At 45.3% G+C, this 22,687-nt stretch carries 18 protein-coding genes, 1 tRNA gene and 1 pseudogene; 11 read left to right on the forward strand and 9 right to left on the reverse strand.

Going from position 1 to position 22,687, the window contains the following annotated elements:
- Positions 1 to 76: 76 nt before the first annotated feature.
- Positions 77 to 148, forward strand: a tRNA-Thr gene (locus QUB51_RS24485).
- A 459-nt stretch (positions 149 to 607) separates the two neighbouring features.
- On the opposite strand, the gene QUB51_RS24490 is transcribed toward QUB51_RS24485, so the two are convergent.
- The 5 genes from QUB51_RS24490 to QUB51_RS24510 form a co-directional block, all read right to left on the reverse strand.
- Positions 608 to 1,666, reverse strand: coding sequence for a potassium channel protein (locus tag QUB51_RS24490; protein ID WP_333052846.1), 1,059 nt, complete (start codon positions 1,664 to 1,666; stop codon positions 608 to 610).
- Between the two features lie 362 nt (positions 1,667 to 2,028).
- Positions 2,029 to 4,956 carry an AAA-like domain-containing protein gene (locus QUB51_RS24495; protein WP_333263630.1) on the reverse strand — a complete coding sequence of 976 codons (2,928 nt, stop codon included), beginning with the start codon at positions 4,954 to 4,956 and terminating at the stop codon, positions 2,029 to 2,031.
- Between the two features lie 19 nt (positions 4,957 to 4,975).
- A complete protein-coding gene (locus QUB51_RS24500; RefSeq protein WP_333211932.1) occupies positions 4,976 to 5,497 on the reverse strand; it encodes a type IV pilin-like G/H family protein in 522 nt (173 codons plus the stop codon).
- Between the two features lie 116 nt (positions 5,498 to 5,613).
- A complete protein-coding gene (locus QUB51_RS24505) occupies positions 5,614 to 6,174 on the reverse strand; it encodes an SPFH domain-containing protein (RefSeq protein ID WP_333052843.1) in 561 nt (186 codons plus the stop codon).
- Positions 6,175 to 6,351: 177 nt separating this feature from the next.
- A complete protein-coding gene (locus tag QUB51_RS24510) occupies positions 6,352 to 6,897 on the reverse strand; it encodes an NfeD family protein (protein ID WP_333052842.1) in 546 nt (181 codons plus the stop codon).
- 175 nt (positions 6,898 to 7,072) lie between these two features.
- Between QUB51_RS24510 and QUB51_RS24515 the strand changes: the two genes are divergently transcribed.
- From QUB51_RS24515 to QUB51_RS24525, 3 genes are all read left to right on the forward strand, one after another.
- Entirely contained in the window at positions 7,073 to 8,845 is a 1,773-nt protein-coding gene (locus tag QUB51_RS24515) for an AAA-like domain-containing protein (RefSeq protein WP_333211938.1), read from the forward strand.
- A gap of 434 nt (positions 8,846 to 9,279) precedes the next feature.
- Positions 9,280 to 9,843, forward strand: a complete 564-nt coding sequence (locus QUB51_RS24520) for a hypothetical protein (protein WP_333211940.1) — start codon at positions 9,280 to 9,282, stop codon at positions 9,841 to 9,843.
- Positions 9,844 to 10,348: 505 nt separating this feature from the next.
- A complete protein-coding gene (locus QUB51_RS24525) occupies positions 10,349 to 11,449 on the forward strand; it encodes an iron-containing redox enzyme family protein (RefSeq protein ID WP_333233582.1) in 1,101 nt (366 codons plus the stop codon).
- 177 nt (positions 11,450 to 11,626) lie between these two features.
- On the opposite strand, the gene QUB51_RS24530 is transcribed toward QUB51_RS24525, so the two are convergent.
- Complete coding sequence (locus tag QUB51_RS24530) at positions 11,627 to 12,346, reverse strand: SAM-dependent methyltransferase (protein ID WP_333052836.1); 720 nt, start codon at positions 12,344 to 12,346, stop codon at positions 11,627 to 11,629.
- A 248-nt stretch (positions 12,347 to 12,594) separates the two neighbouring features.
- Between QUB51_RS24530 and QUB51_RS24535 the strand changes: the two genes are divergently transcribed.
- Together QUB51_RS24535 and QUB51_RS24540 are read left to right on the forward strand one after the other, a co-directional pair.
- Entirely contained in the window at positions 12,595 to 13,227 is a 633-nt protein-coding gene (locus QUB51_RS24535) for a hypothetical protein (protein ID WP_333052835.1), read from the forward strand.
- A 374-nt stretch (positions 13,228 to 13,601) separates the two neighbouring features.
- Positions 13,602 to 14,021, forward strand: a pseudogene (locus tag QUB51_RS24540) (DUF4142 domain-containing protein); the annotation flags it as partial.
- Positions 14,022 to 14,192: 171 nt separating this feature from the next.
- On the opposite strand, the gene QUB51_RS24545 reads toward QUB51_RS24540, so the two are convergent.
- Positions 14,193 to 14,561, reverse strand: coding sequence for a Lin0512 family protein (locus QUB51_RS24545; RefSeq protein WP_333052834.1), 369 nt, complete (start codon positions 14,559 to 14,561; stop codon positions 14,193 to 14,195).
- Between the two features lie 286 nt (positions 14,562 to 14,847).
- On the opposite strand from QUB51_RS24545, the gene QUB51_RS24550 reads away from it, so the two are divergent.
- Positions 14,848 to 15,762, forward strand: a complete 915-nt coding sequence (locus QUB51_RS24550; RefSeq protein WP_333052831.1) for a branched-chain amino acid transaminase — start codon at positions 14,848 to 14,850, stop codon at positions 15,760 to 15,762.
- Between the two features lie 164 nt (positions 15,763 to 15,926).
- Positions 15,927 to 16,211, forward strand: a complete 285-nt coding sequence (locus QUB51_RS24555) for a tetratricopeptide repeat protein (RefSeq protein ID WP_333052830.1) — start codon at positions 15,927 to 15,929, stop codon at positions 16,209 to 16,211.
- Positions 16,212 to 16,233: 22 nt separating this feature from the next.
- Here the strand turns inward: QUB51_RS24555 and fghA are convergent, their stop codons facing one another.
- Positions 16,234 to 17,088, reverse strand: coding sequence for an S-formylglutathione hydrolase (gene fghA / locus QUB51_RS24560; RefSeq protein ID WP_333211947.1), 855 nt, complete (start codon positions 17,086 to 17,088; stop codon positions 16,234 to 16,236).
- 137 nt (positions 17,089 to 17,225) lie between these two features.
- Positions 17,226 to 18,335, reverse strand: coding sequence for an S-(hydroxymethyl)glutathione dehydrogenase/class III alcohol dehydrogenase (locus QUB51_RS24565; protein WP_333052929.1), 1,110 nt, complete (start codon positions 18,333 to 18,335; stop codon positions 17,226 to 17,228).
- Between the two features lie 218 nt (positions 18,336 to 18,553).
- On the opposite strand from QUB51_RS24565, the gene QUB51_RS24570 reads away from it, so the two are divergent.
- From QUB51_RS24570 to sppA, 3 genes are all read left to right on the forward strand, one after another.
- Positions 18,554 to 19,237: an SDR family NAD(P)-dependent oxidoreductase gene (locus QUB51_RS24570; protein ID WP_333052826.1), complete on the forward strand. Its 684-nt coding sequence runs from the start codon at positions 18,554 to 18,556 to the stop codon at positions 19,235 to 19,237.
- Positions 19,238 to 19,382: 145 nt separating this feature from the next.
- Positions 19,383 to 20,432 carry a type 2 isopentenyl-diphosphate Delta-isomerase gene (gene fni, locus QUB51_RS24575; RefSeq protein WP_333052824.1) on the forward strand — a complete coding sequence of 350 codons (1,050 nt, stop codon included), beginning with the start codon at positions 19,383 to 19,385 and terminating at the stop codon, positions 20,430 to 20,432.
- A gap of 248 nt (positions 20,433 to 20,680) precedes the next feature.
- Positions 20,681 to 22,501, forward strand: a complete 1,821-nt coding sequence (gene sppA, locus QUB51_RS24580; RefSeq protein ID WP_333052823.1) for a signal peptide peptidase SppA — start codon at positions 20,681 to 20,683, stop codon at positions 22,499 to 22,501.
- The last annotated feature ends 186 nt before the right edge of the window (positions 22,502 to 22,687 follow it).

Raw genomic sequence — 22,687 nt, forward strand, 5'->3', positions numbered from 1 at the left:
TTGTAGAATTTTGAATTAAATTCTACAACTCGTTGCTTTTTTCGCTGAGGTTGTGCTATAATCCAAAATTGTCTGTGCCGATGTAGCTCAGGGGTAGAGTATTCGATTCGTAATCGAACGGTCGTGGGTTCAAATCCCACCATCGGCTTTGGGTTTCAGCGATTTTTGTCTGTCTTTAGTCTATGACTGAGCTCAAACTGTGATCAAAACGCAGTTTAACTGCTCAAAAATGCTCTCGGCGCCGAGAGCATTTTTATTTTCCCTAAATCCTTGTGTGGTGGAGATTATGAATTTTTTTAATCATATCGTTTCCGGTTGCATCGGTATTGTTCAAATGTCCAAACAGTGAGTTGTCATATCAATTCCGGTTTTATCGGAATGATGAAACCGCAGAGGACACAGAGGATACAGAGAAAGGGAAGAGAGAGATGAATACAGGACGATGCCAACGGATTTGATATCATATCGTTTCCGGTTGCATTTGAATAATAAAATTGAGTCAACATTTAACACTCAACCATTGAGTTTTTCGACCCAGAGTCAACAGTCAACAGTCAACAGTCAACAGTCAACAGTCAACAGCCAACAGTACAAACCTGACATCGTATTACTTTGGGGGCCGGGGGAGGCGAAAACTCAGGGGACTGAGGATTTGATTGAGAGTTCGCAGTTGTTCGGCGGTGCCCAAACAAATCAGCATATCTCCTCCTTCGATCGCAGTTTCTCCGGTAGGCCCGACAATCAAAGTCCCGTCAGCGCGCCGCACTGCTAAAACCAAGGCCCCCGATTGCGATCGCAACTTGGCATTTCTCAAAGTTTCCCCAACGTAGACACAACTATTGGGATCGACCAAAAATTCCTCCATGTAAAAAGAACTCTCGGTGCCGGTCAAAACACCGTCTAAAAAATCCATAACTTGAGGCCGCAAAGCCGCCGCCGCCATGCGTTTTCCCCCGGTAATGTAGGGGGATACGACGGCATCGGCGCCGCCCCGCTGCAACTTCTTTACGGCTTCTTCTGTGGTGGCGCGGGCGATCGCCCGTACTTTCGGATTCAGAGTTTTCGCTGACATGACAGTGTATAAATTCTCGGCATCCGAAGGCAAAGCTGCTACTATGCAAATTGCGCGATCGATCCCCACACTCAGCAAAATTTCGTCCAGAGTCGCGTCTCCTTGGACAGCCGTGTACCCCAGTGCCAAGGCTGCCTCAACCGACTGTACCGCCGAATCTATGACCACAAAAGGAATATTTTCGGCCTGAAATTCCAAGCCAATCTGGCGGCCAGTGCGCCCAAAACCGCAGAGAATGTAATGCCCGATCAAAGAATCTACCAATCGTCGCTGCTGCCTAATTCTTGCTCCTTCTTGAAAATATCCTTCAATCAGTGCTTCTGTAAAGCGGTTGACGATGAAACCAATCACAATCACGCCCATCAAAATCAGGCATATGGTAAACATTCGCCCGCGTTGACCGAGGGGCTGAAGTTCACCGTAGCCGACAGTGGCTAGGGTAAATACTGTCATGTAAGCGGCATCGAGCAAAGACCATTTTTCCACCTGCCAATACCAGAGAGTACCTGTGCAGAAAATGCCGCCCAGGGCGATGACTCCGCCCGTTAAGTCTTTTTGCAGGCGCTGGTACTTTTGTTCTAGAGTTGAATACACCGATCGGGCTTACCTATTACCTATTAGCTGCTACTAATTTTAACGATATCAGCCCTAGACGCAGGGGCGGTCAATCGATTTTAGATTTTAGATTTTAGATTTTAGATTTTAGAGGCGACCCCACGGATAAATGCGGGGGGTTGAGGATTTTCGATTTGGGATTGACTTGCGCGAGATAAATCACGTGGCGGGTACCACCTTTGAAAATCTTGGTCAAAAAGCCAGTTTCTGCCTAGATACTTTGCTGCCAAACTCAACATTTTGACCGAAAGCATCCAGGATACAAGCCACCGAATTTATCTCGCGCAAGTCAATGCTTCAATTCTTTAATCTAAAATCTAAAATCTAAAATCTAAAATCGATTAACCCGGTTTTTTTTGCGTGAGTTCCGACTGAGTTCCAATCCCGTCGCAGAGGTGGCGATTGCTGGGATAGGCGATCGGATTTGTCTGAAAATAATTGCGGGCTCCATCGCAACCCTGCTGCAACAAATCGTCAAGATTAAAATTCCACAGCATCACCGTACCGTCAGCGCTAGCAGTAGCGATCGCTTTGCCGTCTGGACTAAAACTCGCACTCCAAACAGCATCCTTGTTACCTTTTAAAGTTTTGAGCAATGTACCGTCAATGTTCCACAGCCTCACCATTTTGTCTGTGCTTGCAGATAGCAACATTTGACTGTCGGGACTAAAGCTGATATTAGTCACTCCACTTGTATGCTTTAAAATACTTAGCGGTGTGCCGTCTTTGCTCCAAATTCTCGCAGTTCCCCCAGCACTTGCAGTCGCCAGCATTGCTCCATCTGGACTGAAAGCTACACTCATTATTTTATCACTTTCAATCTGTAAAGTTCGGAGCAATTTGATATCGGAGCTTGCTTCAATTGACTGCTGTTTTTGCAACTTTTCCACAATCTTTCTCAAACTCCAAAGTTTAACAGTGCCATCAGTGCCAGCCGCAGCAATTATCTGACCGTCGGGGCTAAAACTCGCGCTGGTTATCCAACCTCGCTCGACTTTTAAACTTGACAATTCTTCACCGTTGATTTTCCATAGCTTAACTGTTCCATCGGCACTTGCTGAAGCAATAATTTTACCATCTGGACTCAAACAGACGCTTGTTATTTGACCGCTGTGTGCTTTTATATCATGAATTAACTTGCCATCTTTTTGCCAAATTTTGAGAGTTTGGTCGTCGCTTGCAGAGACAATTATCTGACCGCTAGCATTGAAAACTGCCCTGATAATTTTATCAGTATGCCCTGTCAATGTTGCTTGCAAAGTTCCATTAGTTTGCCAAAGCTTGATATAATTATCATCGGTAGCAGTCACAATTGTTTGACTGTCGGGACTGAAACTCGCGAAAGCAAGGGTACTGGCTTGACTCTGCAAGCGGCGGCGTTCCCGAAAGTTGTAAACTGCCTGTTCTAGGGCGATCGCCACTCGCATCTGAATATCTGAACTCACTCCGAGCGATCGTTTCATTTCTGTAACAGCTCTGATGCTTTCTAGCAAAGCTTCTTCTTTTTTATCCGCAGCAAATAGCGTTTCTGATAGCAAACTGAGAGTGAGAATTTTGTTGTTTCTTTCTTCGATTGACGGTTTTACCCAAAAAGTTACTATCAGGATTGATATTAATATGACTGCGGAGCCGGTAACTGTTTGCACTCTCAGTTGTTGCTCGCGCCAAAGTTTAGCTGCAATCACTTTTTTCTGCTTTTGTGCTTCGCTTAGTTCCTCTAGTAACTTTTTTTCGCGGCGCAGTTGTTCCATTTCAGCTTGAGTTTGTTTTTCGCGATCGCGCAATTTGGCAAACTCCGCTTCTTGACTTGCACCTAAAAATTGATAATCTTGGGTATTCAAGCTTTTATTTGCCGCCCACTGTCGGGCATCTTCCAGTGCTTGACCGCGCAACAAGCGAGATTCGTCTTGACAATTGGTAGCTATCCATGCTGTTAGGGATTCAGCATAGGGGCGCAAGTCGCCGAGCGCTTTTTCTACCCAGTCATGGCTGAATATAGCTGCGTAAATGCGGTTGGATACGGTTAATTTTCCGGCTCGTTTTACTACTAATCCGCTCAGCCGCAATTCTGTTTGTTCGGGAGTATCATCGGCGCAGATCCCCCCTGCCCCCCTTAATAAGGGGGGTTCTGAAGGTTGCTGATTTCCACTCAGTTGCTGTTCGGTTTGTTCGGGAGTATCATCGGCGCAGATCCCCCCTGCCCCCCTTAACAAGGGTAATTCTGGCATTTTCTCCCCCCTTATTAAGGGGGGTTGGGGGGGATCGCAGGGTGGCAATATTTTTTGATATAGTCCTAATAACCTACTGGCGCGGTGCGGACTTCTGAGAAGGCGATCGCGAATTGTTTTAATGTGTACTGGTTCATCGGACGATTCCCAATTATCAATAATATGAGATTGCACGATCTCGCTAATTAATAATTGATTTGTAGTAAAATTTTTAGTTTTGGTTTCATCCGTTGAATCTGATATAATAGAAGCAGACGCTAATTTTTTTAAATGGTGTAGAATCAGCTTGCAAAGCTTTTGAGTCAGAAATGGCTGCCCTCCAGTCCAGTCCAAAATCTCTTTTAAAACCTCTTGAGGATTGTCTACTTTTCCCTCAAATCCCTTTGCTAAAGGCAGAGCTTCTTGTAAGTTAAAACCGTGCAATTCAATAGGTAAACCGATATTGAAGGGCGTGCGAGTTGCATCGCTAATTAAATCCGATGGGGTAGCTACTCCCAGCAAAGCAAATGTAATGCGCTGGTATTCTGAATTGTGAGCGCGTTTATTGTAGCAACATCTAATTAATGCAAAAAAATCGTCTAGCGGTTCTTGGAAACTCAGAACGCTATCAATTTCATCAATAAAAATGACCAGGTTTTGAGAAATTTTGACCAGCAGCAATTCTTCAATTAACTCTCCTAAGCGCTGCACCGGCGACATCAACTCTCTCTCCCGCCACCAAGCCATAAACTCGACTGGGTTAAACAGGTTGAAGCTGCACAAGAGTTTGTAAGCGACGCCGCCGTACCACTTATCTAGAGAGACTTGCTGGTTGCCAATGTCCGAAAGGTCGATCGTAGCACAAGCAATGCCATCAGCCGAGAGTTTTTGTACAGTTCGCACTAGCAAACTAGATTTGCCCATTTGTCGGGAATTGAGCACGTAACAAAACTCTCCGGCTTTGAGGGCTTGATAAAGTTCTGAGTCAGCTTGTCGCACTACATAAGTAGGTGCATTTTGCGGGAGACTGCCGCCGATTTGATATTGGTAATCGACTGTCATGATCTTGCCTATAATTAGATTATCTGGTCACTTGTGTTGTGCCTGTGCTACAAGCAAGTTTACCATTTTCATAGGTGGGTTCCGCTGGTTTAATTGTACCGGGAGAATCAGCTTGGCAGAATATGGATATTGTTGTTATTATTCCATCTTTAGCAGCCTTGGGCTCAAATTTTTTAACAGGAACTAGAAAGACACCGCCGACATAACTCTTAAGTTGTGGTTGCTTGGAGACTCCATAATTAAAAGCAGTTTGCTTTGTGGCGCGAACTGAATACTTGTATTTTGTTGTCTCCGTTTTTATCCCAATTTCCAAAGCATTAACAGAAGTGGCAAAAGCACTTTTTTCAGCAAAGTGAGCTTGCTGCGCTTTGTTCATTGAGCTAACATACTGTTTTGCTTCTGACTGCTTGCTTCTATTGGTATTATTTAGATAAAATGGCAGAGCTATCCCATTCATTACTCCAATACCGGCTATAAGTAATAAGCATCCACAACCGCGACAAGCTGCATTGCGAACTATTGATTCTTGATTGTTAGTCATGGTGTTGTCTCCTTAAATGGTATATACAATGCGAATTAAAGTCGGCGAGGCAGAGCCTCTGGATCTGCGTTACCAGGAAGAGCCTGGTAACGAGAAAAAGGAGGAAATACTAATCTTTAAGCTCGCAGCTTTTGTACTTCTTTCCGGTCAATGGATGTGGGCTGAATCACTTTACTGCCGATCGCAAAATCGCGCAATTCCACTCTCGTAAACTTCACACCCCAAGGATCTGTCGTTGTATCCAACTCTTCCACTAAAGCATTATTAATCTCATGTCGAGCCGTGTAGAGTTCCTCAACAGATAATTTAGCAAGGTGAGTCCGAATTGAAAGAATCAGCATATTTAACATCGCTTCCTTGAGATTCTGCACTTTGTAGGAAGCTTTTTCTAAGTCAATGATTCGCCAGTACACAATAAAATCAACGGTGACGGCAACCCGATCGCGCGTCGTGCATTCTTGCGGTGACAGCCTTAAAATTTGCTCGCGCAGAGTTTGTTTATAGGCGACTTGTTCGACAAAGGGAATCAAAAAGGTTATACCCGGTTCGAGTTTCTTGCGATCGTACTTTCCGAAAATTTCGACTAACGCCTCATCTCCTTGACGGACGATTTTTACGCTGCTGGCTAAGGATACTCCGGTGATTGCAAACAAAATCGTCAAAAAATAGTGATACATAGTGAATCTCCTGCTAATTTTAAGCTGTGAACTAAAGATGATAGGATTTGCACATTGGGATTTAGAAACCGGGTTTTTTACGAAAATATTTCGTTAGAGCCCGCAGATTCGGTAAAAAACCCGGTTTCTCAACACAGCGTGCGTAATTCCTGAATGAATTGAGGTTAGTGCCAAGGTTTAGCCGTTGATGTGAATTAATCTGTCAGGTACAACAATCAACGTGTTTCCTTCGCGGCGCAAAACATAAACTTTTTGTCGGGGTGCGATCGCCCCTTGGGAATCTTCATTGCGAGCTTTCCAGGAAGCCCCTTCATAAATCACCATTCCGGTTTCTCCGGGGAAAATTTCGGAGATTGTTGTCGCTTCCGTGGCTTCGGGAATGACAAACTTTTTGCGAACAATGAAAATCGGTCGAATCCAGATGCTCAGCGCGAGGGCTATCCCCATCCAGTAGAAGATTTGCCAGTCAAAATCTTCATACATTATGTTCGCCCAACTAAACTCAAATGCTACAGATCCTCTCCACAAAATAAATGATTCAATTACAGCCGAAGCTCCCATCATTAGCAGGTAAAATCTGTATTTTTGGGGCTGAGTTTTGATGATTAATAGCTCCATCGCACTAAGCACAACTCCGAGTAGCAGCCAGAATAGGGGCGGGGTGAAGGCGAAACCTGGTTGATTAGTGGCTGACGCCAGCGACCAAATTAGGATAGAATACACAATGCTTTTGCCTCGTTTTGATGGGATTCAACCTTGTTATTTCTAATCTAATCAGGCGGCTATTTGAGTTGGCGACTGAGTTATTTGAAAAATCATCGACTTTTCATCGACTTTTCATCGACTTTAGGGGCGGTTGGCATTTATGATGGTTTCAGTGTTTTGATTGTGATAAGCAATGCCACGATCGCTAAGGGTGCGCGAAGAGTGCATTCGCGCAGTTAAATCCTGTCTCCTGAGAAATGGCTTTCCCAGTCAGAAAATTCTGGCTGAGGATTTAGGGATGGCCCAATCTACAGTCAGCCATTTTCTGAATGGCAAACCTGTGGATTATGCCAATTTCATCGAAATTTGTCGCGGATTGGGGCAGGAATGGCGCGATATAGCCGATTTTGAGGCGAATTCAGAGCCAGAGGAGGTAGTGCTGGTGAGGGCCAAAGTGGCGATCGTCTTCGAGGGCTTAGCCAACGCCCTCACCACCTCACACAAAACCCTTTCTCAGCAGTTACACCAAGCTTTGAGTGCGGGAGGCCACGAAGTCTTTTTTATTAACAACAGCAGCGACTCAGCCTCATATTTAAAGCGTTGCGATTATTTGCTGCTGCTGATTTCCGAAGAATCGGCCGCTAGCGAAATGGTATTGGAACAAGTGCAGCTAGCCAAAGAATTGCACAATTTAACTGGTCATAAACCCGCAATTTTACCGATTATAGTTGAATTAAATACACCGCTTTCCTTTGATTTACTTAGCTATTTAGCAGGAATTCAGCCCTGGCTGTGGCGCGGTGTTGGCGACTCATTTAAGTTATTATCACAAATTTTAACCATTATCAAAGAAGGTCGCACATCGTTAACTGCCGACCATGAATTGGCTGTAGAATGGCAAGTAATTACTAGCACCAAACAGTCAATAAGTCAACCCCTGCCAGCCGCGCCGCCAGAATTGCCGGGAGGACAAGTTGAACTCACTTCTTGTTTTTATATCGATCGCCCTCCGATCGAATCCCGCTGTTACGAGACGATCGCCCAACCGGGAGCCCTGATCCGTATAAAAGCACCCAGACAAATGGGCAAAACTTCCTTGATGGCAAGGATTTTGCATCATGCCGAACTGCAAGGTTCTCGCACGGTAGCGCTGAGTTTTCAGCTAGCAAATAGGAAAATATTTGCTAATTCAGATACATTTTTGCAGTGGTTTTGTGCTAGCATCGGTCAAGAGTTAGGAATGCTGGAGCAGTTGCCCAAGTGTTGGGAATTAGCCGATTTGATTGGCAGCAATCAGTGCTGCAAGGCTTATTTTGAACAGTATTTACTGTCAGAATCTTCAAGTCCTCTGACGTTAGGCCTGGATGAGAGCGATCGCCTATTTGAATCACCGGAAATTGCCGACGACTTCTTTGGGTTATTGCGAGCTTTGCACGAAGAAGCAAAACGGCGCGATATTTGGAAAAAGTTTCGTTTGATTGTGGTGCATTCCACAGAAGTTTATATCCCGCTGGATGTGAATAAATCGCCGTTTAATGTAGGGTTGCCCATTGATTTGCCTGAGTTTAATTCGCAGCAAGTGCAAGATTTGGCTAAACGGCACGGATTGAATTGGAGTGGGAATGAAGTTGGAGAAGTGATGGGGTTAGTGGGCGGAAATCCTTATTTAGTGCGCCTAGGAATGTATCATATTTCCCGTCAAGATGTGACTTTAGATCGGTTAGTGAAAGAATCTGCAACTGAAGCGGGAATTTATAGCGATCATTTGCGGCGGCATTTATGGAATTTAGAGAAATACTCGGAATTAATGGAGGCGATGAGAGAGATTGTGAGTGTTTCCCAGCCAGTTAGATTGAGGTCTGAATTGGGGTTTAAGTTAAATAGTATGGGGTTGGTGAAATTGGATGGAAATCATTGCATTCCGAGATGTCGGTTGTATCAGGAGTATTTTGGCGATCGGCTATAAGCCCAGAGAAACCGGGTTTCTGACAAAAAACATTGGGTTTATTGCAAAGTCTTGGCCACAAACCCGGTTTCTAACCCTGCGATAACTCCAGAGAAACCGGGTTTCTGAGCAAAAATCTCAGGTTGATTGCAAAGTCTTGGCCAGAAACCCGGTTTCTGTCACAGGTCTGCGTTGCGTAACTCCTGGAAAAGTCGATGAGAAGTCGATGAGAACTCACTCAAGTTCTCAAATAGCCACCTGATTTAATAGAGACATCGAGCGAAAAAGATGAGACTATGAGAAACTTACACCGTCTTGAATTCACCGCTGACAGAAAAGCTCGCAAAGCCAACACACCCAATATTTCCTCTGTGATAGTAAGCCTACTTATTTCTGGGTTCACTATATTTTTTACAATTTCTTATTTTCCAGTTTTGCCAAAAATTAATTTGCCAATGACGTTCCTGGATTTGGGATTTTTAATTTTACCTGCTACTTTCATAGCAGCGATCGCTACTAGGAAGTTGGTACGAGATATTAAAAACCTGTGGCGAAATTACAGCAGACTAGCTTTATGTCAGACATCGATCCTTTTTTCTAGTTTATTGCTTCTGATGATTGGATTCAACCAGGCTTTATACCACGAGAATCCAGTGAATAACTTTAATGCTTATGTCAAACACCGAGAAGAAATCGTCGCTCTAATTCATTCAGGGCAATTAAAAGGAGAGAAACAAAGTTCAACAGACGATTATAATCGGGGAATAAAAATTAGTTTACCTGAAAAATTTAAAGGGCTGTCGCGGGGAGGAGAAGTCAGGGCGATCGCAAAGGGCGGAGTGCTGGAAGTTATCTTTATTCATAGCACTATGGGATTCGGAGACGGAACTCGCTATTTCATCTATCGCTCAGACAGCGATGAACGGAAAATTTCCTTTTTTATACGTAAACAAAAACATCCTTTCGTGAACCTCAAAAAATTAAAAAATCGATGGTTTTATTTGGCGCTCTCCTACTGACAAAAAATTAATACGCTTACTCGTCTGAAAACCGCTCATGTAAAACATTCTGTCTAGAAGCAGAATGTTTGCGATTGCTTCACGCAGTGAACAATGACAAGAACGGGGGTTGTAAACCCGGATATAGTATAAATATCGACATTAATGAGAATCTCATGTTACCTGAAATTATCAAATAAGATTAAGGATATTAGCCTGAATGTTGTTGTCCTTTCAGGAGGTATCAAAGCGTGGCGGCAAGCAGTGCCGGCTCCAAAAGATGCTCAGATATTAGCTCCAATTACTTTGGGGAGTTTGATAAAGTCTCCGTCAGTCACCCTGCTTTCGGAATGAATCGGGGCAGTTGTGACCAATTAGATTTTTGTCAAATCTCTATCAATAGAAAGGTGTATCGTGCTGACAGATTAGCTATCTTCAAGAAAAGTAGCCATAATCCTCAGCAATCAGCAACGGTTGGCTGTTTGGGCAGGCACCACAATAATTAGAGTTAGCATAACTTTATTCCATGCAAAACACCCTAGAGATACTTCCTTCTTCCGACTCGCCGAGTCTTCCCAAAAAGCAGCCCGCACTTCCAAATTACGAAGCAGCCGATCGCCAATTTGTCAATTTGCTAGAAGTCGAGGATTTAGACAAGACGGTGGCGGCAAAACCGTTACTTGTCAGCGATTTTGAAAGCGCGATCGCCTATGCAATTCAAGCAGCTTACCAACAGGAACCGGGCGATGAGGCCGCTCACCGCTTCTTGCAGCGCATACTTTACCGCATCAACCGCCTCAACTTGTTTTGGTACGACGATTTGCGCCGCTACAATAACGAGCGATCGCACTATTTGCGTTCCGTGCGCGATCGCATTGAGGAACCTTGGCAGCAGTGGGAAATCGCACAAATCGACGTTGCAGCGCTGCAAAAATTGCCGGATGTCAAGCAAGCGCTGCGCGATCGCGCCGCGGCAGATGTCGATCCTCCGCTAACTGAGCTCGATCGCTACCAGCGGGAACAGATGACTGAAGAGGGATACAAACACCTACTGGCGATCGCCTCCTTCGACGGTTTAGTGGAAGCCAGCCGTGTTTCTCGCATCATCGGCGGTGCCGGCAACGAAATTCAGTGCACCCTTACGCGAGTGCTGATCGAAGAATACGGCGGCGGTCGCCTCCCGCGCAAGCACTCGACCTTTTTTGCTCAAATGCTGGCAGAATTCGATATGAGTACGGAACCGGAAGCGTACTTCGATTTAGTGCCTTGGGAAGTGCTCGCAAGTATTAATCACAACTTCCTGCTGACGGAACGCAAGCGCCATTTTCTGCGCTATAACGGCGGACTCACATATTTTGAGGTGGCGGGGCCTGTGGCTTACCGCAATTATCTAGCCGCCGCCCAGCGTTTGGGCCTCTCGCACGCTGCGATGGGTTATTGGGAACTCCACATCAAAGAAGATGAACGTCATGGCCGGTGGATGTTGGATGAAGTGGCGATCCCGCTGGTTGATAGATACCCGCAGGAGGCTTGGGAACTGGTGTTGGGGTACGATCAGGAGAAGTCGATCGGCGATCGGGCTGCTGCTGCTGTGGTGCGATCGATCCAAGCTGCAGAACGCAATTAACAGCTATCTAGGGTGCATCAAAGACGGATGCACCCTAGATATTTCACCGTTCTCAATAAGCCTTTTAGGAACAGGCAAGATGCCTGTTCCACAAGAAATACACTCTTTGTGGAACAGACATCTTGCCTGTTGCTGACCATGGTGGAACAGGCATCTTGCACCTACCAGGCCTGTATTTTAAAATGCTGTCATTAACTGAATTAGCTCGATCGACAAATCTCTGGGCGACTTTTGGTGCTTCTTAAACAAAACTCCAGCCAGCAGATAGATATTTTCCGAATAAAAAGCCATTCCCTGTTCTCTGAGAGTGGCGATCGCGCTTTTCACCTTGGGTTCCGAACTATAATAGCCAAAAGTTAAAGGTGCAATTTCAAAATTCGCAACCGAGTAGCCTCGATCCAAGGCATAATCGATCAAACCCACAGGATTAGAATAGCTAGAAACCATCAGCAAAACTTCATCGCTGCCCAAAGATAAAAGTTTCTTAGCAATTGTACAACCATCACTCCCGCCGTGCAACAACGGCTGGTAGATTTTATCATCCACCGCCGGCAAGTAAGGGGGATTTGAGATTACACAATCCGCCGACTCGTATAAAGGCGAATCAAAAAAAGAGCAATTGTTGACCTTGTATTGTTCGCTCAGTTCATATTCCTTAATTTGAGACTGAGCAATTTTCCAAGCTACATTATTTAGCTCAAATCCCTGTATTGTCCCATCAAAATCAGTTCTCAGCAAAGACTTAATAACAGGACTTCCCTCTCCTGAACCAAACTCTACGATAAATCGATAATTGTCACTAGCATTTAACACTAAACTTTCCAAGCAGTGCGCGTAAAAATCCGATTCTTCCGGGCAGTGGAATACCTGTTTGAGAGGATGCGATGAAGTGAGCATAAATTCTGTAACAAAGTTAACTATTTTAAAATTATCGAATCAGTAATATTCCAGCCATCTGTCGCAAGAGCTATTTAATCAACTTGTGCAATCTATCTCTTCCTGTTTTACCTGGTGCGATCGAATAACTATAACTGCAGGCAGATTCTCCAATTACCTAGATTAATCCGATTGACAGATTGCAATTAGAGCGATTGCTGCTGAGATAGTACCTAAGCAAATAATTGTAAATTTTAATAGTTTCAGATATGACCTTTTTTAATTGTTCAGTTCCGCCTCTGCGCCGGAAACAGCTTAACATCGAGGTTCCGGAGTTAGAAGGGCTTTGGCAGGTTCAGTTTCCCCTTGGCAAAGATCGATTTTATTCACAATTTTATACTTGTCTCGATCGAACTTGCTTGCTGTGGAGCTTGCTGTTAATACCCATGTTCGGCACAGCACAATTTTTTTCGGTGAGTTGGATGCTGCAAGCCGGTTTGTGGTCAGCGCTCAGCCTCGTAGGTACAGCCGCAATGGTAAGCATGACATACTCTTGGGTCAAAATAGAACGCCTGCTTTGGGTGCTTTACGGTTGGGTAATACTAATGTTATTAGGATTGCTGCTGACCGATTTAGCAATTTTTCTCAGTTGGGGAAAAGTATTGGCGAATCTCTGTCCCCTGTGGTTGGGAATGAGCGGAATAGGGTATTTGGGGACTGGATTTGCAGTGCGATCGCGCGCGCTTTTAGCCGCAAGTTTACTTCACCTGGTGGGAATTTTGATTTTGCCTTACACGGGCGGTTGGTCTTTCCTATTTACGGGAACCGTAATGGTATTTAGCTTGCTGGTTTTAGCCGAATTGCAATGGGATATGCGCCAGCCGATTAACAGGCTCGATTAACTTGTGTACCACCGCGATTCCAACAGCTATCAACGTAAAGCATTAATCACAAGTGATGAGTAGATTGCTAATGACTGATGAGATCATGCCCGCTAGAATAACGTCACTGCAATTGGTTGGTAGTGAGGATTCTTCCTTATCATCAAAAGTTGAGGAATGAAGCCCTCACTACACAGCTAATAGGGGTTATGTTAGCGGACACGATATAGCAATCCTCGCATCAGTTGTACAAATATGTAGGGGTAGTGCTAAGAGTGCCTACCCCCCACGGATCGGGGCAACCACGGGGGGTTTGCCCTACAAAAATTACACAATTCATTTAGGATTGCTATAGCGAAACTTCGCCTAATTCTCTCAGCAGCCAAGACAAAAACTTTGCCATGCAAGCAGGTCAAATTGGTATGATGGAAGTGCAGCTCGGCAAGTTAGCCGTGGAGCGCGGTTCTAGTGCTAGTGTGAAACAATACGGGCAAGAAATGGTTGAGGAACACACCCAGGCTAATGAAGAATTGATGCAGTTAGCAATGCAAAAAGAGGTAAAACTGCCAACCGAAATGAGTACCCAGAACAAAGCTTTGATGGAGCGACTTTCGGGACTCTCTGGTACAAGTTTTGACAGGGCTTATAAGCAGGCTATGATCGACAGCCACAATCAGGCTATTGCTTTGTTTCAAGCTCAATCTCAACAGGGACAAGATCCCGAATTGAAGGCTTGGGCAACCCAAAAGTTGCCGAACCTTCAGGCGCACTTGCAAATGGTTAACCAAATGTTGGCAGATACCAGTCAGCCGTAATATCAGGTAGAGGAGGTAGAGTCCGATCGCCTAAAAGCCGATCGCACTCTACTTTTCCTAATTCGAGACTTAGCCTAAATTAATCATTTTTTTACACACAGGCGTTCGATCGCCCGATCGCGGAAACAAGCAAGTGCGATCTGGCGATTTATTCAAAGAACACCAAATTAATTAGTCCTCAGTTTCGACAAAAACAGTCACAGCCGCCACAGCGATTAGCATTTCATCATTTTTATCATTCAGAGAGGCGATCGCCCTTCCTGGCACAATCATGCCTCCTTGCTCCACAATCAGAGTTTTGCTGCCAAAAGGCAGCACCGCCAACACCTCCTCGGCGCGCACTTGTTCCGGGTAAGGAACAGCCACCTTTACCTCAACAATCATCTGATTCGGGTCGCTCAAACCAGCCACTTCCCAGACGCCTAGGAGAGCATTGTGGGCGATCGCATTTCGTACAGCCCTTGCACAGGCTACAGTCGGTTCCTGCCCGTGCTGGTCTATACCCATCCCCATCTCAATGATGAAACATTTACGTGCCATAGTTGCCCCTTGGTTGATTTTTATTTTTAGTTGATCGCAGTTTTTCCCAAAACAATTATCAACCAAAATGACCGCACTTTATATTATTTTATCGATTCCTCGAATAACACAATAATCATCTCATTTAATCAAAAAAAGGTAACTTTTGACCAGAGCCAAACTGATATCAAATCAGTCCTTGTAAATCTAAAATCTAAAATCTAAAATCTAAAGTGGTATAACTTATGGTAATATAACCAAATTCAGCTTTCCTCGCGGACTGCCAAACTCATCGCCAGCTTGAATCATGGATAGTTTTCTACCAATTGCCTACTTTCAAAACCAATTTCTCCCATTTACCGACGCCAAAATTTCCATAGCCACCCACGCACTGCACTACGGAACCGGAGTTTTAGGCGGGTTGCGGGGAATTCCAGACCCCCAAAATGCCGATCGAATATTGCTATTTAGATTAGACCGCCACTGTCAAAGATTAAGTCAAAGTGCCCGCTTCCTCAACTGCGATTTACCAGCCAGCAAAATCCAACAAATAATTATTGATTTTGTCCAGAAAAACCAACCAACAAAATCATTTTATATCCGCCCTTTTATCTACACATCCAGTTTAGGAATTGCCCCCCGACTGCACAACGTAGAAACCGACTTTTTTGTCTACGGATTAGAACTTTCCGACTATTTGCCCAAAGAAGGAGTCAACTGTAGAATTAGCTCTTGGTACCGCCAAGAAGACCGCAGTTTGCCCTTAAGAGGTAAAATTAGCGGCGCCTACATCACCTCAGCTTTAGCCAAAACCGAAGCAGTAGAATCCGGCTTCGACGAAGCAATTATGATGAACACTCAGGGAAAAGTCAGCGAAGCTTCAGGGATGAACATATTTGTCGCCAGAAACGGTAAATTAGTTACTCCCGGTTTCGAGCAAGATATTCTCGAAGGAATTACCAGAGACAGCGTAATCACAATCGCCAGAGACTTAGGAATTGAAGTCATAGAAAGACCCGTTGATAGATCAGAACTGTTGATTGCAGACGAAATTTTCCTCTGCGGAACCGCAGCCAAAATTACGCCAATTAAGCGAGTAGAAAACTATCACTTGCCCAAAAACCGACCCATCACCGAAAAGATTTTGGACAAACTAACCGGGATTATCGAAAATCGCGACAGCAATTATAAAGACTGGGTATTTCCGATTGATCTTAATTAACCGTTTGTAGTGAGGAGTTCAGTCCTTCTTTTAAGGACTAAATTCCTCACTACAAACCATCAACGGGACTGCCGTGTCCTTACACCCGTCTGCTCTATTTCATCGGCTTAAAAACTTCTATATCGACGCTCCAGAATTAACTACATCGATAATTAAGAAATGCTATGGAAGCTCGAGAATTTTACGAACAAGGATTCGACCTCGGTCGCAGGGGGCTGTACGAGGAAGCAGTTGCAGCTTTTACTCAAGCAATAAATCTCAATCCTGACTTTGTAGAAGCTTACATGATTCGTGCTACAGCTCGAAGTGGAACAGGAGATTTACAGGGGGGAATTGAAGATTTTGAGAAAGCTATGGATATCTACAGGTCTAGAGGACAATCGCAAATAGCTGATATGCTTTTAGTCCCCTGGAGTGCGCTGCACAATGAAATTAGGTTTAAGGACTAAAGTCCTTACTACAAACTAAAGTTCACTCACACAAAGCAGCCGCGTGAAATTGAATATGATCCTCGATAAAACTAGCTATAAAATAATAGCTGTGATCGTAACCTTCCTGCATCCTTAAATTCAGGGGCTGTCCCGCTTTTGCACAAGCTTCCGCGAACACTTCCGGCAACAACTGCCCATCAGCAAGAAACGAATCAGCCGTGCCGCAGTCAATCAGAATCGGACGGTTGTATTGCGCCTCAAGCACCAATTCGCTAGCATCCCAAGCCCTCCAAATCTCTTTGTCGCTGCCGAGGTAGTTTGCAAAAGCTTTTTGTCCCCAAGGGCAGCGCATTGGCGCGGAAATCGGCGCAAAAGCGGAAACTGAAAGATAGCGAGATCCATTTTTCAACGCACAAATTAAAGCCCCGTGTCCGCCCATCGAATGACCGAAAATTCCTTGTTTTTCCGGTATCGCCGGAAAATTGTCGGCGATTAAATTCGGCAATTCATCAACCACATAACTGTACATTCGATAGTGAGCATTCCAAGGTGCGGCTTTCGCATCAACATAAAAACCTGCACCACTTCCTAAATCCCAATCGTCATCTTCCCCAGGGATGCCTGTATTGCGCGGGCTTGTGTCGGGCGCAACCAGCATTAACCCGTATTTGGCCGCAAATTGTTGCGCCCCCGCTTTTGCCATAAAGTTCTCTTCTGTGCAGGTTAAACCTGATAGAAAATACAGGACGGGTACGGGTTGAGATAAAGCTTGCGGCGGCTGATAAACTGCGAATTTCATCTCGCTGTTGCAGGTTGAGGATTGATGGCTGTAAAAGCCGAGTTTGCCACGGAAACTTTTCTGTTCTTTGTGCAGTTTTAGGGAGTCTGATATCATGTTAATTCTATTTCATTTTTGAATTAGATTTTTTTTAACCGCAGAGGGCGCAGAGGGCGCAGAGGAAGAGAGAAGAGAGAAGTTATGTTGGGTGCGCGGAAGAGTACCTTCTTCCTTCTTCCTTCTTCCTTTTTCCTTCAAAATGTCAAAACTGTGCGAATTACTTCGCCTTTGTGCATTAAATCAAAGGCTTCATTGATTTTGTCGATCGGCATTACCTGAGTTACCAGACTGTCAATATCAATTTTACCGTCCATGTACCAATCCACAATCTTAGGCACATCAGTTCGGCCTTTTGCGCCACCAAAAGCCGTCCCTTTCCAAACCCTACCAGTTACTAGCTGAAACGGGCGGGTGCTAATTTCTTGACCGGCTCCCGCTACCCCGACAATTACGCTCACGCCCCAACCTTTGTGGCAGCATTCTAAAGCTTGGCGCATCACATTAATGTTGCCGATACATTCAAAACTGTAATCAGCGCCGCCTTTGGTTAAATCTACTAAATAAGGCACTAAATCGCCTTCGACTTCGCGGGGATTGACAAAGTGAGTCATGCCGAATTTTTCCGCCATCTCTCGCTTGTCGGGGTTCAAGTCTACGCCGACAATCATGTTAGCTCCCACCATGCGAGCTGCTTGAATTACATTCAAACCCACGCCGCCCAAACCGAAAACTACCACATTAGATCCCGGCTCTACTTTCGCAGTATTGATGACAGCGCCGATGCCAGTTGTTACGCCGCAGCCGATTAAACAAACTTTATCAAAAGGAGCATCTTCGCGAATTTTGGCTACCGCAATTTCTGGCAATACTGTATAATTAGCAAAGGTAGAAGTTCCCATGTAATGGTATAGTTTCTGCCCATCTATGGAAAATCGGCTCGTGCCGTCGGGCATCACTCCCTGGCCTTGAGTCAGGCGAATTGCTTGACAGAGGTTAGTTTTGCGGCTCAAACAATATTCGCAGTTGCGACATTCGGGAATGTAGAGAGGAATTACCCGATCGCCCACTTTGACACTCGTGACTCCCGGCCCAACTTCTGCGACAATCCCGGCTCCCTCGTGGCCTAAAATAGCCGGAAACAAGCCTTCTGGATCGGCACCGGAAAGAGTGTAAGCGTCAGTGTGACAAACACCCGTGGCTTTAATTTCCACCAGCACCTCTCCAGCCCTCGGCCCATCTAGATCAACCGTTTCAATGCTCAAAGGTTTGCCGGCACTGCGAGCAACTGCTGCTTTTACTTTCATGCTTTCTCCCTGCGATCGATTTGTCAATTCACCAGTCATTCGATTTTAGATTTTAGATTTTAGATTTTGGATTGACTTGCGCGAGATTAATTCGGGGGACGCAAGGATTTTAGATTTTGGATTGACTTGCGCGAGATAAATCACGTGGCGGGTACCACATGAAGAAATTCTTGGTCAAGATGTATTGTATTACTTAATGTCAAACTTGGAGCAAATCTATGACAAAATTAATTGTAATTACCGGAGTCAGTCGCGGTCTAGGTCTTGCCATGACCGAAAAGTTTATTGAATTGGGACATACAGTTGTGGGATGCGCCCGTTCTTCCGAAGCGGTGGAAAAACTCCGACAAAAATATAGTGCGCCCCACCATTTTACTTGTTTGGATGTCACCAACGACGATCGAGTAAAAGCTTGGGCCACAGAAATGCTGGCAAAAAATGCTCCCCCAGATTTGTTAATTAATAATGCAGGCGTAGCTAATCATCTCGCGCCTCTTTGGAATATCAGCAACGAAGAATTTTCTCAGGTAATTGATGTTAACATTAAAGGTACAGCTAATGTAATTCGTCACTTTGTCCCGGCAATGATTGCTCGAAAAAGTGGCATAATTGTCAACTTTAGTTCTGGTTGGGGAAGGTCAACTTCGCCGGAAGTCGCTCCCTATTGCGCTTCCAAGTGGGCAATAGAAGGACTTACGCGATCGCTCGCTCAAGAATTGCCCGCAGGTATGGCAGCATTTCCTTTGAATCCGGGGATAATTCACACCGATATGCTAGACATTTGTTTCGGAGAAGATGCGGCAAATTACCCATCAGTCAAAGCATGGGTGCAAAAAGCAGTTCCTTTTTTACTCAAGTTGAAAGCTTCAGATAACGGAATGCCGCTGACTGTTCCTGGATAATACAACAACCCTTACAGGATTTGCGAACCTCTCTCCTTTCTTCTCCTCTGTGCCCTCTGCGCTCTCTGCGGTTCATAAAAAAAAATCAAAAATGAAATAAAATTGCTATATTCCCAAATCACAACTCTTTCCCCAAATAGCCACAGTGAACTTGCCGCTAACCTCCCCCTCGCAAACCGAAACCCGCAAAGCAGACCACCTGCGGATTTGCCTCGAAGAAGACGTACAATTTCGCGAAACTACCAGCGGCCTCGAACGCTACCGTTTTGAACACTGCTGTTTGCCAGAACTCGATCGCACTGAAATAGATTTAACCTCCACATTTCTCAACAAAAAACTAGCCGTTCCCCTGCTAATTTCCTCAATGACCGGCGGCACAGAATTAGCCCAGACAATCAATTATCGCCTCGCCGATGTCGCGCAAGAATACAAACTAGCAATGGGAGTCGGTTCCCAGCGAATTGTTGTAGAAAATCCTCAACTCGCTCCTACATTTGCCGTCCGCCGCCGCGCTCCAGATATTCTGTTATTTGCAAATATCGGAGCCGTTCAATTAAACTACAATTACGGTTTGGAACAGTGCCAAAAAATCATTGATATTCTCGAAGCAGATGCCCTAATTTTGCACCTCAATCCGCTGCAAGAGTGCGTCCAAACCGAAGGCGATACTAACTTTAAAGGACTGCTAGATAAAATTGCCAAATTGTGCGATAAATTACCAGTACCAGTTATTGCTAAAGAAGTCGGCAACGGTATTTCAGGAAAAATGGCAAAGAAATTGCTCGCCGCCGGGGTAGGTGCGATCGACATTGCCGGGGCCGGAGGCACTTCTTGGGCGAAAATAGAAGGAGAGCGAGCTAAAGATGGCAAGCAGCGCAGGTTGGGCGCAACCTTTGCCGACTGGGGAATACCGACAGCCGAGTGCATTGTCAGCACCCGCGCCGTAGCGCCGGATGTTCCTCTGATTGCCTCTGGAGGCTTGCAGAATGGGTTGGATGCAGCGAAGGCTCTCGCCCTTGGCGCGGATATTGCGGGACTGGCGCGGCCGTTTCTACAAGCTGCTGCGGAATCGGAATCCGCCGCAGCCCTTCTAGCTGAGGTTTTAATTGCAGAAATCGCCACCGTGATGTTCTGTACGGGCTGCGGTAATTTGGATGAGCTAAAACATTCTGGGGTTTTGGAAAGGTTAAGATAAAAGTGAGTCAGCAGTCAAAAGTCATTAGTCAGCAGTCAAAAGTCATTAGCTAATAACTACGACAGAGGATAATTGCTAAATCCTAGTTGCAGGAATTACCCATAATATCGTTTCCGCTGGCATCGGAAAAATATCATTCCGATTGCAGTGCGAGCGGGACGCTCGTCTCGGTATCATTCCACTCTCACCGGATATACTCTAACTAATGACTATTGACTATTGACTAATAACTAATTACCAATTATCTAATGAAAGATTTCCTAAAATATACCTGTGCAAGTTTACTGGGAACCTTCCTAGGATTGTTGCTGCTGGGCAGCATCGGATTGGGGGGACTGGTACTACTAATTGCTCTGGCGGCATCGTCGTCTAAAGATTCAGGCCCGCAAGTTAAAGATAAGTCTGTATTGGTATTAGACCTTTCTTTAAATATTACCGACAGCAAACCGAGCCGCAGCACTAGCGCGGCGATTGAAGAAGTGCTTTCGGAAGATTCCGGCGATACAGTGACGCTGCGGACTGTTTTAGACACGATCGAATATGCGAAAAAAGACCCGAAAATCGTTGGCCTTTATCTTGAAGGCAGCTCAAATTCGAGCAGCAGCGGGTTTGCCAATCTCAAAGAAGTTCGATCGGCCTTGCAGCGTTTCCGAGATGCCAAAAAACCCATTTTTGCTTACCAGATGGACTGGAATGAGCGAGATTATTACCTCGGTTCCGTTGCTAATACAATTGCCGTAAATCCTTACGGCGCTTTGGAAATCAACGGTTTTAGCAGTCAGGCAATGTTTCTCACTGGTGCTTTGGAAAAATACGGCGTGGGAGTGCAAGTCACTCGCGTCGGCAAATACAAGTCAGCCGTTGAGCCGTTTTTGCTGACAAAAATGAGTCCCGAAAATCGCCAGCAAACTCAAAAGTTGCTCGGAGATATGTGGGGAGAATACCTGAAAACTGTCGCCCCAAGTCGCAAAGTGACTGTGCCGCAACTGCAAGCGCTTGCAGATAAGGGCGGAATTTTGATGGCTGACGAAGCTCTCAAAAACAAGTTAGTTGATAAAGTTGTATACTTTGACGAAGTATCGACAGAACTCAAAAAACTCACAGGAACCGATCGCGAAAACAAATCTTTCAAGCAAATTAGTTTGAAAAACTACGCGAGAATTGCTGAAAATAAAAACTCAACTCGCGCTGACAAGAAAAACCAAGTTGCTATACTTTACGCTGAAGGAGAGATTGTAGACGGCGAAGGGGGCCCGACTCAAGTAGGAGGCGATCGCATCGCTCAAGCAATGCGGAAAATCCGAGAAGATGACGACGTAAAAGCCGTAGTTTTGCGCGTCAACAGTCCCGGAGGCAGCGCGACGGGGGCCGAAGTAATTGCACGCGAAGTAATGCTGACGGGGAAAAAGAAACCAGTTATTGTTTCAATGGGCAATTTAGCAGCATCCGGTGGCTATTGGATTTCGATGGGTTCCAACCGCATTTTTGCCGAACCGAATACGATTACCGGTTCGATAGGCGTTTTTGGAATGCGGTTCAACGCCGAAAAGTTGGCTGCTAACAACGGCCTGACTTGGGACGTGGTGAAAACCGCCCGCTTTGCAGATATTAACACGGTTTCCCGCCCGAAAAATCCTCAAGAATTGGCGAATATTCAGAGGAGAGTCGATAGCATTTACGATCGATTTATTACTAAAGTCGCCACCGCCCGCAAACTGCCGAAAAACCAGGTACAAGAAATTGCTCAAGGCAGGGTGTGGTCTGGTACGGCCGCGAAACAGTTGGGTTTAGTGGATGAAATTGGCGGTCTTGAAGATGCTGTCAGAGAGGCTGCTAAGCAAGCTAAACTAGGCGACGATTGGAAGGTGGAAGAATATCCAAAACGCCGCACTTTGGAGGAGCGAATTTTGGAAAGACTTTCAGGCGTTCACGTTTTGAAACCAGCCGCCAAACTCGACCCGCTAACGGCCGAATTTAAGAAAATGCAAGAGGAATTGGCTGCGATCAAGTCGATGAACGACCCGCAGGGGATTTACGTTCGCTTGCCTTTCAATTTGCGGATTGATTAATTAATGCCAAATCCGGGATTTTTACCCCTTTATTCTTCACTCCCCCTCTGTGCGGACGAAAGTTTTGCTCTTGAACCGTTGCAAGCGCTGAGTCCGATCGGGGTTTTTAACCCGGATTTGGTAAAAGTAGGCTGACAAGCGAATTTCTTGATGGTACCCGCCACGTGATTTATCCGTGGAATCAAT

The organism is Microcoleus sp. AT8-A3 (genome assembly GCF_036705675.1).
Classification (GTDB): domain Bacteria; phylum Cyanobacteriota; class Cyanobacteriia; order Cyanobacteriales; family Microcoleaceae; genus Microcoleus.

Bases quoted from the DNA above. Each gene is read 5' to 3' on its own strand.
- QUB51_RS24515 (WP_333211938.1), top strand. From the start codon at position 7,073: ATGCCACGATCGCTAAGGGTGCGCGAAGAGTGCATTCGCGCAGTTAAA.
- sppA (WP_333052823.1), top strand. From the start codon at position 20,681: ATGAAAGATTTCCTAAAATATACCTGTGCAAGTTTACTGGGAACCTTC.
- QUB51_RS24555 (WP_333052830.1), top strand. From the start codon at position 15,927: ATGGAAGCTCGAGAATTTTACGAACAAGGATTCGACCTCGGTCGCAGG.
- fghA (WP_333211947.1), bottom strand. From the start codon at position 17,088: ATGATATCAGACTCCCTAAAACTGCACAAAGAACAGAAAAGTTTCCGT.
- QUB51_RS24525 (WP_333233582.1), top strand. From the start codon at position 10,349: ATGCAAAACACCCTAGAGATACTTCCTTCTTCCGACTCGCCGAGTCTT.
- QUB51_RS24520 (WP_333211940.1), top strand. From the start codon at position 9,280: ATGACGTTCCTGGATTTGGGATTTTTAATTTTACCTGCTACTTTCATA.
- QUB51_RS24565 (WP_333052929.1), bottom strand. From the start codon at position 18,335: ATGAAAGTAAAAGCAGCAGTTGCTCGCAGTGCCGGCAAACCTTTGAGC.
- QUB51_RS24500 (WP_333211932.1), bottom strand. From the start codon at position 5,497: ATGACTAACAATCAAGAATCAATAGTTCGCAATGCAGCTTGTCGCGGT.
- QUB51_RS24570 (WP_333052826.1), top strand. From the start codon at position 18,554: ATGACAAAATTAATTGTAATTACCGGAGTCAGTCGCGGTCTAGGTCTT.
- QUB51_RS24535 (WP_333052835.1), top strand. From the start codon at position 12,595: ATGACCTTTTTTAATTGTTCAGTTCCGCCTCTGCGCCGGAAACAGCTT.
- QUB51_RS24550 (WP_333052831.1), top strand. From the start codon at position 14,848: ATGGATAGTTTTCTACCAATTGCCTACTTTCAAAACCAATTTCTCCCA.
- QUB51_RS24545 (WP_333052834.1), bottom strand. From the start codon at position 14,561: ATGGCACGTAAATGTTTCATCATTGAGATGGGGATGGGTATAGACCAG.
- QUB51_RS24530 (WP_333052836.1), bottom strand. From the start codon at position 12,346: ATGCTCACTTCATCGCATCCTCTCAAACAGGTATTCCACTGCCCGGAA.
- QUB51_RS24495 (WP_333263630.1), bottom strand. From the start codon at position 4,956: ATGACAGTCGATTACCAATATCAAATCGGCGGCAGTCTCCCGCAAAAT.
- QUB51_RS24505 (WP_333052843.1), bottom strand. From the start codon at position 6,174: ATGTATCACTATTTTTTGACGATTTTGTTTGCAATCACCGGAGTATCC.